Genomic DNA, 13155 nt, shown 5'->3' on the forward strand with positions numbered 1-13155 from the left:
AAATTCCAGGGCAGTTGCTAGCGCGTTATCCATTGCTAACCATCTTACCAATTATGTAGGTCGGCTATGCCGGGGATGATTATAATTTGGTTACGTTAGCGGCTTGTGGTCCACGTGCGCCTTCGACAATGTCGAACTCCACGTCTTGTCCTTCTTCAAGTGTTTTGAAGCCTTCTGTTTGAATTGCGGAAAAATGTACAAATACGTCGCCGCCGTCAGACGTTTCAATGAAACCATAACCTTTTTCTGCGTTAAACCATTTTACTTTACCTTGCATGCACTAACATTCCCTTCGTCATCAAATGAAGTGAGGCTCTCGCCCACATTTCCGACTATACCACCCAAAGTTATCCATTGTCAATTGGAATTGATAATGTTTTCATGTATAGTTATTCCATATATAATACAATGGGTAAATAGTCAACAACTTTGTTCATTGAAACACTAGAACTTGAACTAAAAGTAGACTTACTAATCATGTTTTAAACTACATTTTAGTGCCTGAAACAATAAATTGATAGTTTTTTTGTATAGGACCTTTCTTTTCACTTAAACTCAATTAGTGGCTTTCTAAATGTTAAAAAGCTCTCGTCCACACCATATAACGTGTTGGGCGAGAGCTATTTAAACTTATTTCCTACGATCCATCAGAAAGCTATCAGGCGTATAGTTAGATTCATAAGCATTACGTTGCGATTTGGCCATATTTCGCTGGACAAGCCAATTTTGGGCTTCCTGTTTCAGCGATTGCATGTGCTGATCAATTATTGCATCGTGGCTTAGAATAGACTCTAATTTCTGTTTTTGCTCCGCTGTCATAGGCGTATTTTTCAAGACACTCAGCAGTTTATCCACCTTCATCTGACGAACTTCGACAAAAATCTCAACTTCCTCGTAATTTGTCTCATTCAGTCGAAGTATGAATTGTTGGGTTAATTGCTCTAATTGAGATAAAGCGTCATTTATCATAGCTTACTGTTCCGTTGACAATGACATACCTGCGGTTAGCTTGTTCACTGTAACCCAAGTTTCACGTAATTCTTGCAGATAACCCAGAACTTCTTCACCTGACTCAATCTTTTTCTTGATATTGGTTTGAATTAATAAATAATTCATATACTCATATAAAGCATATAAATTTTTGGAAATATCATACGAGTAGTTTAACGTAGACATTAACTCACTAATAATACTTTGCGCTTTACCCAGGTTTATGTTTGCTTTAGCAATATCATTGGATGATATTCCATCAAGACCGGCCTTTACGAACCGAATGGCACCATCATATAACATAATAATGAGCTGCCCCGGAGTAGAGGTCTGCACCGAAGACTGTTTATATTTTTCATAAGGAGATGAGATCAAACGAATCACCCTTTTCTAAACTATTGTAAAAAGCTTGTCAAACTGGAAGACTGCGACTGATACTTGTTCATAGCCGATTCCATAGCCGAAAACTGCTTGTAATACCGTTTTTCAGCATCAGCAAGTTTTTTGGTCATCTCTGTAATATCGCTGTTATAGTTTTTAAGCTGCTTTCCCATTATACTGTCAGCCTTTAAGGTCATACTAGCATTTGTATCGAATTTTGATGTACCTGCTTTTTTTACAAACATGTTTAACGTAGTATCAAGCTTACTTCTTAATTCGCTAAAGAGAGGCTTGCTGTTTACAACATCAGACGACCCTTTGAATATATTCATAACCTTATCCGGATTTGTCGTCAAAGCAGCTTTCAGCTTCTCTTCATTAATTTGTAATTTACCATTTTCGAAATATTGACCTGTAGTAATACCAACCGAACTTAAATCGCCTAATTTACTGGAAATAACCATACGCATAGAAGACACAGCAGAACTTAAAATAGAGTCATTTTTAAGAAGACCACTTTTCGCCTTTTCTTCCCACTGCTTAATTTCATCTTCCTTCATGTCTTTCCTTTGATCGGCTGTCAGTGGAGGAAAATCGCGATACTTTTGTTCACTTAGTTTCGTATTAAATGTACTTAATAGGTCATTATAAGTATCCACAAAAGATTTAATGGTCTCCATAGCTTTTGTTGGATCTGATTGGGTTGTTATTTGGGCTGGTCCAGTGGTTCCCGTGGTCTCTAACAGAGTCAGTGACACTCCATTAACGACAAGGGAGTTGTTATCAGGATTATAAGTTTTAGAACTCAAATCCGCCGTATTCGTTACTATAACTTCCCCTTTTTCAGCCGCCTTTACATCTGTAGAACTAATTTGGAATAAATCCATGAGCGTACTGCTTTTAACCTGCTTATCAGCACCAGTTAATTTAATATTATTGCTTTCTCCATAATCTTTAGCTGTAATGGAGAACTTGCCGCTGATTTCATCAAAAGTCGCTGTTACGTTCGCCCCTTCTGAATTGATACGGGTCATCACTGTAGATATTGTATCGGTTTTCAGAAACGTGATTGTTTTGTCATTGATATTTAACTCATAAGTATCTGATGCACTACCACCTGCAATTTGCTCCAATGTGGTACTTTTGGTAGCATCTGCTGTACTGCTGCCTGCTGTACGTAGGCCTGTAGAGGTCTGCATATTGGACTTTGTTGCTAACTTGTTAACGACTACAGACATAGGTGTAGAGCTAGCATCCGCATTAGCTTCCGCTTTAATAGCCGTTGTATTACCAGTTAACGTTGCTTTCTGAGTGTTCATTTTGTCAGACTTAGTCATTAAATCGCGCAACTTATCGCTAAACTGAACGATCTTAGTATTTAATTCACGGTAACTATCACGCGTCCACTCTAATGTCTGCTTCTGCTGGTTCAGCTTATTTAATGGAGACTTCTTCGCGGTCATTAAAGAGGTAACCATACTGTCTATATCCATTCCTGAGAAACCGTTTATACGCATTTCATTTCCTCCTTATACTTTTTCATCGATAAGAATCCCTGCAATCTCCATCATCTTTGCTACTAGATCAAGGGTCTTTTCAGGAGGAATCTCTCGAATCAATTCCCCTGTGTCTTTATTGAGAACTTTGACCAATATCTGATGTGTTTTTTCATGCACACTCATTTCTAACGTAGTTGTAGGTCCCTGAAGAGCTTTGACTGCGCGGTCTATAGCACGAATAAGTTGCTCTTCTCCAAGAGGAATAGCAACCCCCTGCTGCTCTAATTTAGTTAAAGCAGACCCACTTTTTATAGCAGTTACTAATGATTCAATTGTTTTGTTACTAGTAGTAAAACCTTCACTACTTTGAGACACACCGTTTGCCTGTCCATTCATCTGATTCGTTGAAACCGAAAATTGTAGATTCATTCTTCCAACCTCCGATGGCCTATTTATTATTTTATCGGTTGTTTAGAGCATATTGTGAAGAATAAAAATAGAGTTCCGAGATACGTACCATAGAAAAACAAAGAATTTTTCCCATAACAGAAGCAAGGGATCAGAAATACAAAAGATCCTAAAATAGTTTAAGTAAAACAGTTCCTTTTTACTTAAAAAATGATTGGGTCAGAAAAACTCCACAGGAGCTACTCTCCCAATCTCCAAAAATCATCTGAATTGCACTTTTCTGTGTTCAGATAACAAAACTCCTTTTATAGACTCAACTCGGATGAGTCAACTCGATTCTTTAATATAAATTGGATATCTTCATCATTGTATACTTTTCTCCACGATTTGCTTACACTATCAAACATTTTGATGATTTTCCCTGGGTTTCCTGCTACAACACTGTAATCAGGTACATCTTTATTAATAAAAGAGTTTGCTGCCACTACGGACCCTTTACCTACTCGGACATTTCCAACAATAACGCTGTTAATCCCTAACCATGATCCCTCACCGATAGTAACTTCGTTTGTTTCGGAAGATACCCCTTGAAGCATAATAGGGATGTCAATATTTTCATATGCATGTCCACAATCCGAGATGTATACATTAGCGCCAATCAGGACATTTTGTTCGATGTGCGCTCTATTGGAAACCGAAATAGTAAAGTTTTTTCCGATCTGGCAACCATCATCAATGATAATTTGGGGGTCCTTCTTGTTTTGATTAATAGCGATATTTAGCCAACAATCTTTTCTAATCATGACATTATTACCAATATAAATTTTTTCAGCACCAACAATTTCACATCCTTCACCGACAAATACATTTTCACCCATTCCATGGAATGCAGGTATTTTTTTAAAAGGTTCTGGATTAGAGATTTTGGCATACTCTGATGATCTTTTAGGTGTTTTTCTTTTTCTTCTGCATACTGCAACTACATACATTGGCTGCGCATTCTTCACATCTTTAAACGAGATCAACTCGTGTTTTTCAGTTTGTTTGACTACTTTGTCAGGTGCAAATCCCCTATTGAGCTGACGGGCATCTCTCATAACATGATAGTAGTAACTATCATGGTCATTTATATAGCTTTGACCAAAAATATCTAATATATCATACTCGTTCATTAATTCACCGATAAATTCCGGTATGTTATATTCAAAACAGTGGTGTTGATTCATGGGTTGTTCTTCAAAATAGTTACCGGGGTTGGTAATAGAGCGATTAGGAGTGGATACTAGGAAAAGGCCATCTTCCTTAAGCAACCTGGCAGATTCCTTAATCCAATCGGCTCCATTAGCAATGTGCTCTATGGTTTCAAAAGAAACGACCATATCGAAGGTTTCATCTTTAAATGGTAATTTATTCACATTACCATGTATAAAGTTGATATTGTCAGCATGATAGGTTTTTTTTGCATTATTCACACTATCTTGATCAATGTCCACACCTATAACCATTGCTGCTCCAGCAGATTGCATCATTTTAGAACCATATCCCGTTCCACAAGCAGCATCAAGTATTATTTTATCTTTGGAATATTCACAAGCTAATTCATATCTGCGCAAATGTTCTTCAAGCACATTTTTAAAATTGTCTTTTACATCTTGATTAATGACCAAGCGTTCTCCTGTAAAGCTGATATCATTCTGTTCCATGTTCAAAATATTTTGAGAACCGCTTTTTTTCTCTACGGCAATTGCATTCGTTAATTCTTTCATTAGGGCCAAAGTGTCATCACTATTGTCCTGTATCTTTTTTGCATAGTCTAAAGCAAGGTCTATTTCACCGAAATGAGATAGAATACTACTTAAATTAAATAAAGTTTCCTTATGAAAAGGATCGATTTCAAGAGATGTTTGAAGTAAAGGTATTATATGGTCAAACATACCATTGTTGAAACCTTCAACAGCTAGATAGTTTAGAACATCTATTTTATTAGTTATTTCATTTGAGATGGTGTTGAGGACTTTTTCTAATACATCATTTTTTTGTATGCCGCTGAGTAGTTTTGCAACATTATCCTCTGTTATTAACCCATTATCAAGTTCTAACAGAGTATTAATCAATTCTTTTTGTTCAGCTAACGTCATAAGGAAACCTGCTCTCTATAAGTTTTCATGCAAAGGATAATTTATCAAACATTGATCCTTTGAAAGGAGGTTTTTAAGAACCAATCCAGATTACGATTAAATTTCAAATGCTAATTAACTGAATTAGAATAACGTAAACAAGATAACAGTAAAAATGAGCCTATAACAGTTGCTATTTCTATCTGCTATACTTCTTTTAAGACCTATACTACTGAAGTGTATCTAAAACTCTCTTGTTTCAAATAATTCAGCAAGGTTGTATTAACTTAACAAGTTCAGCGGTCTCTGGGTCGTAATCTTCTATTTGTCGAAGATAGTGCAATGATAAATTATTATCACCAGCTTTATACAATAAAAAACCTATATTGTATAAAGTTTCTTTATCAAATTTATTTAACTCATACGAGGCATAAAAAAGAGGAAAGACATGCTCAAATAATTCAGCTTTATATAGCGCAGTTCCCAATGTGTTATACATCGTTTGCTTATTTATAATCACCAACTCTTCTATCTCGTTAATGATATCTACGTAAGTTATGTTTTTTATAGTAATCATATTTATAAATTCAATTAAAAGTTCTTTCGGATAATTTTCGTTTTCCAATCTGAGAATGATTTTTTGCAACATATCCTTTTCATTGTTATTTAAGGCCTTTACAACGTATTGATACGTCTTATACTGTTCTACCGGATGGTTTCCTAATTTGCTCAAATTCTCAATATAATTTTGATCTCGATCAGACATTGGTAGCATAATGCTTTGATATTCCATATGTTCAAATCCTGCATTTGTGAACATCTTATCAATTTCATAGAGGCTAAAAAATCTAATATGAGAATGAGCAAGTAAACCATTATCTGTATAGCTCCACTGACCATTTAACATAGATCTAATAGCGCTAAAGTGCATTACGTTATAAATACTAGCTAAGATCTTCCCGTTCTGTTTTAGCTGCATTTTTAATTTTCTCAAAAACCCCCATGGATCTCTTAACTCCTCGAACGTATTTGAAAGAATAATATAGTCAAAATAATTTTCAGGATAATCCAATGCCTCTTCTACACCTGCAACCCGAACCTCTGCTATTTCACATGCAAAAGCTGCTGCAAACTCATTTGCCTCTAATCCAAATAATTCTACATTTTTAATTTTATTTTTAATTTCCAAAAGAGTTCCGCCACATCCACAATTCACTTCTAAAACCCTAATAATATGCCCTTCTTTTGGCTGTTCTATCAAACTACTTAATTCACGCCTTATGTTACTCAAATCTTCAGATTTAAAATTCCATTTTCCTTCAAACTTACACTTATTTTTTTCCAACAGCTTTGTATACGATCCATTAGCTTCTCCAAAAGATATAGAACCGTAATGGTGAATAAATACATCCTTACATAAAATTAATTTATACCCAGATTGGATAATCCTACAAGAATAATCATCATCCTCATAATTACCTGGTGAAAACATTTCGTCCAATAAACCCACTTTCTCAACCACTTCTCGTTTAATCACCATGCAGAACCCAATGAGTCTTAGCCTTTGCTCCCATTTAGTGTTATCAGGGCGGTTATACCTAGTTGCAAAAGCTAACATTTCATTTTTTGATTGATAAACAACGGGCACAGTTTGATAATTAGATGCACTATTGGTGACAGGGCCTACTGCCCCATTATCATCAGAACTGTATAAAGCATTTAGTAAAATATCTAGCCATCCTGGCGTTACCACCACATCATTATTTAAAAGAACAATATTGTTTCCTTGTGCAACCTCAATACCTTGATTGCAACCCTTTGGAAAACCTAAATTACTTTCATTACATATATCAAAAATATCATCTTGGCTTTGAATCCATTCTTTTGTCCCATCATTCGATGCATTATCGACTACAATAATTTCATAAGTACCAGAATCTGTATAATCGCGTATACTTTCTATACATTCTTTCGTATAATCTAGTTTATTATACGTTAATATTATGATACTGCTTAGCACCTTATCACTTCCTCCAAATAGAATTTATAAAATCGTATACTGTGTTCATTTGAAAGATTTATAACCGGAACAAGTATAATTGTGAATTTAAGAAGGGAAAATATCCTTCATACCTAATGGATGGTATTTTTAACGAGCAGGAGCTTATTTAGCAAGAGCAGGCGCGCAAAACGATCAAACTCCAGTTCTTCATACTTGGAACACTAAGACTTACGCGCGATCTACACCGTTTTTAACAAAACGTATACGATAAGCGCTGAGGACAATTGTCATGCTAAAGAGCCTAGACCGGACGAGTAATTCCCTACCGTTATGGTGGTCGAATCGATGAACAGCAGTTTCTGAGAAATATGGTTCCCTCTCTTCGGAATGATTAAGTGATAAAATAAAAAACCCAAAAAGAGGTTTTATATTTTATCCCCGATTTAATCAAAAAGGCTTTTTCGTTATAATTCAGGAACAGGCCTCCATGTTGCACATCTGCTTCTCTCACCAGAATTATGAAATGCTAGATTTCACTTTCCAGAAAACAATCCAACCATACATTAAATCTCTCAATAACTTTCGATTCTAGAACAGAAAGCGCTTGTGGAAAATCATTATTATATGTTATTTGAAAATCCAATAGGGCGCTCTTCAACATATTAGTATTAATTTTCAATTCCTTATTATAAAAATTCTCGCAAAGTGGGAGCATTTCTTTCTCTAGTTGATGTGCTGCCTGCACCGTATCAACGGTAAGAGTTTGAAGTGTATCTGATTTCCCCTCTGAAATATTATTGTATATATACTGAATAGCTTCTTTCATTGTTTCAGCTAGTTCTACAAGACCTTCCCTATCGTAGTTGTACTTGGAAGTTTTTTTTTCAAACATATCTTTGTCTTCTTGAGTTATTCTCTTATACCAGACAAGACTATGATTGAACCGACTATAAGATCTACCAAAAATATCATCCAAGGCTTTAATCACTCCTGTATGATAACCTTCAACACCATCTAAATGTTTATTGTCACCTTGCAAAAGATGAGGAGGAAGTTCATCTGCATAACACTCGCAATCATGCCCCATTAATAGTCCGCCCACTTTAATTTTTCTGATTCCTTTGACTATATCTTGATAAACATACTCATACGTATGGTTAGCATCCACAAAAATAATATCAAAATAATCATCCTGCAGAATGTCCATACCCACCGTTGAATCACATACAATAGGCTTTATATTATCGTAAACACCGGCATATCTCATTACACTTTTAAAATGTTCAAATGCATTTTCATAATTTGCAATATTATGGCTTGCTGTATCCGGACTACCTTGCCATGTATCCATACAGAATAGGAAATTACTATCTGAGAACGTTTTGAGACTATTGGCAAAGAAATAACTCGAACACCCGAACCAGCTTCCCACCTCTAAAGCCCTGATCCCAGAATGCTTTCCAGCCATTAATTCGCTGTATACAAGGCTTGTAAGTGCCACGATATCAATCATGGTAGTTTCGCCATAAGTATACTTTTGAATAGTTGAATAGTTTTCCAGCATATGAATGTATTCTTGTAGCAACTTTGGCGAACTTATCGTTGTAAGGTTATTATGAATTCCACCGAAATGCAGGACAGTTTCCGAAACATTATTTTGCGTATTCATTAACTTTACTTCATTATTTTGGAATGTTATTTCAATCACTAGAATTCCCCCATTAATTTAAATGTAATAAAAGATCAAGCTTCTTACATATATTAGTCCAACTGAAATTAGTCTCTGCGAAGTTTTGAATTTCATAAGTTGTCTGTTCTAGCCTCAAGTTATCGTTGCAAACCTCTAATAATATTTCAGACAGTCTATGATAATCATCTACAGGGAAAACCTCTCCTAATGTAATTTCATTAGTAATATCATAAGCAGGGTCTATTTCAGTTGAAACTATAAAACATCCATTTTGGGATGCTTCTGTAAAAACCAACGGAAATCCTTCGTACCTTGAAGTTAAACAAAAAATTTTAGCTCCTCGATATTGTTTTTCCAAAACCTTCCTATCCTCTATTGGACCGAGAAACTCTATCCTTCCTCTAAGATCTGGATTTTCAGTAAGAAACTCATGAACATATTGAATAAAATTATCTTCAACATTACCCACAAGCTTAAGTTTCCAGCCCGAAATTTCGGAAGCAACCAATTTAAACGCTTCTAAAAGTACTTCATTAGCTTTTTGATGAGTTCCTATTCTACCGACTGTTAGAATAACATTCTCTTTCTCTTCGTACTTTATCTTAGGACTTGAGTGAAAATCATAAAATCCATTTGGTATATACTCTATTTTCAAAGGCCACTTTTTATTTAAATAATAATACAGTCTCTTGCTTTCAACGCTGATTACATCACATTTTTTAAGGGTCTCAAATAGATCATTCGTTAAATCAATATTATTCATCCAATATATATTCGCGTCCAGCTTTAAATAAATTTTCCCATTTGGATTTATAGTCTTGTATTTCTCCATCCAACTAAGCGTAAACGGATAAATTCCCATTAAGAATAATATATCGATCTCTTTCGCCTTTTTTGCAAGATAATTATTACCATCAACTAAGACGTCTCCTCCATTTTCAACAGAATCAATTTTCAAGCCCTTCACTTCTGCGTCTACATAAGGGAAATCCTCAATGCCATAACACGCTATTGCAGAGTTATAATTATGATATTTATGAAGGATAAACGGTATCATCCCGAGATCTTTAGTGAGAAGAACATTTGAACATTCTGGCCATAGGGCTACCAAACGAGGTTTATTTACTAATTTGAAATTTTCCATAATAAACTCCTTATTTTGAGCATTATATTATCTATTAAAATTTTGTTTTGACCATGCACATAATGGAAATTTACGATTTATTTGACTTAGAACAGAATTCATCGCAACTTCATCATCCACTTTTTTATATAACTCGTAAGTTTTCTCATACGCCACATAATTTTCACTAACTTCAAGTAATTTAGTATAAAAAAGCTGTGCATCTTGTAAATAATTAAGAGCAAGACAAACTTCGCCTAACATATTAATAACACTTATATTCCTTGGATTTTGTTCAAACAGTTTAACTAATAGATCGATGGCTATCTCGCTAAACCCGTAGCCCACAAGGTGCTCACAGACTTTAACCTTCACACCAACACTACCTTGCCACAAATAATTCAATATCTTTTCAAATGTCTCGAATTCTTGTAATCGAATTAAATGCATCAGTGCTTTTTCTAATATGTTCTCTAAATGTTGTGTTAACTTAACATCTCCAGAAGATTCATCCATAATAATTTTGTATAGATTTTTTTGGTCCTTTTGACTTAGATTAAGTAGTGTTTTGGTCCTTCCAAATAGAGTTTCATCTTTGAGAATCAAAGATAATAATAAAAGATCCTCTCCGTTTTGCTCTTCAATATCTTCCATCTCCAACCACGAGGCTTGTGCTCCATCATAGTCTCTAGCATATTGCCGTGCAGTAGCCATTACATTATCTTGAACAGTCACGTTATACTCTGTCAGATATCTTTGTAATAGAGGATGTCTCAACTGATACATCACTTCTAAAATTTTTTCCAGCTGTCCACTATTTGATATCGGATACAACTGGTTTGTACTTACGAATACTTCTTCTAATGGAACGTTTGCTTTCTCTATGATTTTAAAATATTTCCCCATAATCGGCGCAAAGTCATTTTTAAGCTTAAAAGCTTCTAAAATATGTTCATAGCTCTTCATCAAATCATTCCGTGATTCGTACCATTCTGCGAGTCTGAAATGTGCAATGTAGCTGCCGTTGCCTTCTGAAAAAGTAATACCTTGATCGCCAATCTCAAGGCATTTATTCATCGACGTTATCGCATCCCTATAGTACCCAATTTCCATAAAATAAAGTCCCTGTAAATGAATTAATTCTACTTCATTCGGATAAACGATCACTGCTTCTTGCAGAATTTGTAGAGCCTCATTGTATCTCTTCATTTCCCCTAAACTTCGACATAAAGTCATAATTAGATCTGGCGCAATCGTTAAGTTTTTACTCATCGGGTAGGCCTTCTTTAAGAAAGGAATTGCTTTTTCATATTTACCAACCCACATATAGGTTCTTCCCATATTAAATAGGTTATACACCGTTGGATTTTCTTCAACTTCCTTCAACATAAGGGGGAGATTTCTTTTGGCTTTTTCCCTTCCCTCCATCATTTCATCCGTATAGCCAGTGTGCATAATAACAAGTTCAGCTTGTCCGCTTTTAAAATTAAGCCCTTCGTCCATAATATTCAAATGTTCGTGGAGACGGTTCTGATAATACAGATCTTTATTATTTAAAAAAATTCGGATAGCCAAGTGGTTTAGAGCACGATCAAATGACATAATATTGTGTATTTTTGTGAAATAGTAGTCTTCACCTGATGCGATTTCTTTTTGTAAATCAGCAGTTTCTTCTAAGTACTCGTCCGCGTCTAGTACTAAAATATATTCTGTAGTGGCATATTTAATGGATTCATTTCTAGCAGCTGCAAAATTATTAGACCAATCCATATGGTATACATCAGTAGTATATTCTTTAGCGATATTAACGGTTTCATCTGTTGAGCCTGTATCTACAATTATTATCTGGTTTACTTTATCCTTTACGCTATCAAGACATCTTCTAAGATACTCTTGCTCATTTTTTACAATCATACATAACGCAATGGTTTTCATCATGTATTCCTTTCATTTCGCAATTACGAATTAGTTTAGTATATATATCGGTTACTTTATAATCATAAGTTAGACTTGACTGATAAAACACGAGGATGAATATGATTCCTTATATGTAAGATATAAGCACAAAAAAACTGCTGAGAAAGATCTCAGCAGTTTTATAAGAAAAATGATTAACGAAGCAATTGAAGTACTGCTTGTGGTTGTTGATTTGCTTGAGCCAACATAGCTTGGGAAGCTTGAGCAAGGATGTTGTTTTTCGTTTGGTTCATCATTTCTTTAGCCATGTCTACGTCACGAACACGGGATTCAGCAGCGGACAGGTTCTCGGAAGTGGTTCCCAGGTTGTTAATTGTGTGCTCCAAGCGGTTTTGGTTCGCACCCAGTTTAGCACGTTCAGAAGATACCGATTTAATTGCCGCATCCAAAGTAGAAATTGCAGCGTTAGCACCAGATTGAGTTCCAATGTCAACAGCATTGATCCCTAACGATGTGGCACTCATATTACCAATAGCCAAAGAAATTGATTGGTTTGTATTAGCACCAATATGGAATACTGCACTACTGATATCGCCATTCAGCAATTTTTTAGTATTGAATTCAGTATCTGTGGAAATACGTGTTACTTCTTTAGTCAACTCATCTACTTCTTTTTGAAGCTCTTTACGATCATCATCTGTATTTGTGTCATTCGCGGATTGTACAGACAATTCACGAACACGTTGCAGAATGCTGTGTGTTTCGTTCAGTGCACCTTCAGCTGTTTGGATCAAAGAAATGCCATCTTGAGCATTTTTGGAAGCCATATCCAAACCACGAATTTGACCACGCATTTTTTCGGAAATTGCCAAACCAGCAGCATCGTCACCAGCACGGTTAATACGAAGACCAGAAGACAGCTTTTCGATTGCTTTGTTTGTGTTAGTAGTGTTCGAATTCAATTGACGGTGAGTGTTCATTGCAGCGATATTGTGATTGATAATCATTTTAAATTTCCTCCCTGAAGG

The 13155-nt window shown here is 35.4% G+C and carries 11 protein-coding genes; all 11 read right to left on the reverse strand.

Annotated elements, in window-relative coordinates:
* Nucleotides 1-79: 79 nt before the first annotated feature.
* The 11 genes from ACYCS5_RS12020 to ACYCS5_RS12070 all read right to left on the reverse strand — a co-directional run bounded on the left by ACYCS5_RS12020 (nucleotide 80) and on the right by ACYCS5_RS12070 (nucleotide 13134).
* Nucleotides 80-277, reverse strand: a complete 198-nt coding sequence (locus tag ACYCS5_RS12020) for a cold shock domain-containing protein (RefSeq protein WP_013312263.1) — start codon at nucleotides 275-277, stop codon at nucleotides 80-82.
* 353 nt (nucleotides 278-630) lie between these two features.
* Nucleotides 631-969 (reverse strand): hypothetical protein, encoded by a 339-nt coding sequence (locus ACYCS5_RS12025; RefSeq protein ID WP_418026696.1) that lies wholly within the window; start codon nucleotides 967-969, stop codon nucleotides 631-633.
* Nucleotides 970-972: 3 nt separating this feature from the next.
* Nucleotides 973-1365, reverse strand: coding sequence for a flagellar export chaperone FliS (gene fliS, locus ACYCS5_RS12030; RefSeq protein ID WP_250251348.1), 393 nt, complete (start codon nucleotides 1363-1365; stop codon nucleotides 973-975).
* Nucleotides 1366-1385: 20 nt separating this feature from the next.
* A complete protein-coding gene (gene fliD / locus ACYCS5_RS12035) occupies nucleotides 1386-2888 on the reverse strand; it encodes a flagellar filament capping protein FliD (RefSeq protein WP_459761108.1) in 1503 nt (500 codons plus the stop codon).
* Nucleotides 2889-2900: 12 nt separating this feature from the next.
* Nucleotides 2901-3299: a flagellar protein FlaG gene (locus ACYCS5_RS12040; RefSeq protein ID WP_459761109.1), complete on the reverse strand. Its 399-nt coding sequence runs from the start codon at nucleotides 3297-3299 to the stop codon at nucleotides 2901-2903.
* 284 nt (nucleotides 3300-3583) lie between these two features.
* Nucleotides 3584-5416, reverse strand: coding sequence for a methyltransferase domain-containing protein (locus ACYCS5_RS12045; protein WP_459761110.1), 1833 nt, complete (start codon nucleotides 5414-5416; stop codon nucleotides 3584-3586).
* Nucleotides 5417-5663: 247 nt separating this feature from the next.
* Nucleotides 5664-7415, reverse strand: a complete 1752-nt coding sequence (locus tag ACYCS5_RS12050; protein ID WP_459761111.1) for a glycosyltransferase — start codon at nucleotides 7413-7415, stop codon at nucleotides 5664-5666.
* Between the two features lie 508 nt (nucleotides 7416-7923).
* Nucleotides 7924-9105, reverse strand: a complete 1182-nt coding sequence (locus ACYCS5_RS12055; protein WP_459761112.1) for a class I SAM-dependent methyltransferase — start codon at nucleotides 9103-9105, stop codon at nucleotides 7924-7926.
* 13 nt (nucleotides 9106-9118) lie between these two features.
* A complete protein-coding gene (locus tag ACYCS5_RS12060) occupies nucleotides 9119-10231 on the reverse strand; it encodes a glycosyltransferase family 4 protein (RefSeq protein WP_459761113.1) in 1113 nt (370 codons plus the stop codon).
* A gap of 27 nt (nucleotides 10232-10258) precedes the next feature.
* Nucleotides 10259-12148, reverse strand: a complete 1890-nt coding sequence (locus ACYCS5_RS12065; protein WP_459761114.1) for a tetratricopeptide repeat-containing glycosyltransferase family 2 protein — start codon at nucleotides 12146-12148, stop codon at nucleotides 10259-10261.
* A gap of 173 nt (nucleotides 12149-12321) precedes the next feature.
* A complete protein-coding gene (locus tag ACYCS5_RS12070; RefSeq protein WP_459761115.1) occupies nucleotides 12322-13134 on the reverse strand; it encodes a flagellin N-terminal helical domain-containing protein in 813 nt (270 codons plus the stop codon).
* Nucleotides 13135-13155 lie beyond the last annotated feature (21 nt).

This window comes from Paenibacillus sp. SEL3, from assembly GCF_054602585.1.

What these genes read in the sequence shown, in the direction of transcription:
- ACYCS5_RS12020 (WP_013312263.1), bottom strand. Translation starts at nt 277, where the DNA reads ATGCAAGGTAAAGTAAAATGGTTTAACGCAGAAAAAGGTTATGGTTTC.
- ACYCS5_RS12025 (WP_418026696.1), bottom strand. Translation starts at nt 969, where the DNA reads ATGATAAATGACGCTTTATCTCAATTAGAGCAATTAACCCAACAATTC.
- fliD (WP_459761108.1), bottom strand. Translation starts at nt 2,888, where the DNA reads ATGCGTATAAACGGTTTCTCAGGAATGGATATAGACAGTATGGTTACC.
- ACYCS5_RS12040 (WP_459761109.1), bottom strand. Translation starts at nt 3,299, where the DNA reads ATGAATCTACAATTTTCGGTTTCAACGAATCAGATGAATGGACAGGCA.
- ACYCS5_RS12045 (WP_459761110.1), bottom strand. Translation starts at nt 5,416, where the DNA reads ATGACGTTAGCTGAACAAAAAGAATTGATTAATACTCTGTTAGAACTT.
- ACYCS5_RS12060 (WP_459761113.1), bottom strand. Translation starts at nt 10,231, where the DNA reads ATGGAAAATTTCAAATTAGTAAATAAACCTCGTTTGGTAGCCCTATGG.
- ACYCS5_RS12065 (WP_459761114.1), bottom strand. Translation starts at nt 12,148, where the DNA reads ATGATGAAAACCATTGCGTTATGTATGATTGTAAAAAATGAGCAAGAG.
- ACYCS5_RS12070 (WP_459761115.1), bottom strand. Translation starts at nt 13,134, where the DNA reads ATGATTATCAATCACAATATCGCTGCAATGAACACTCACCGTCAATTG.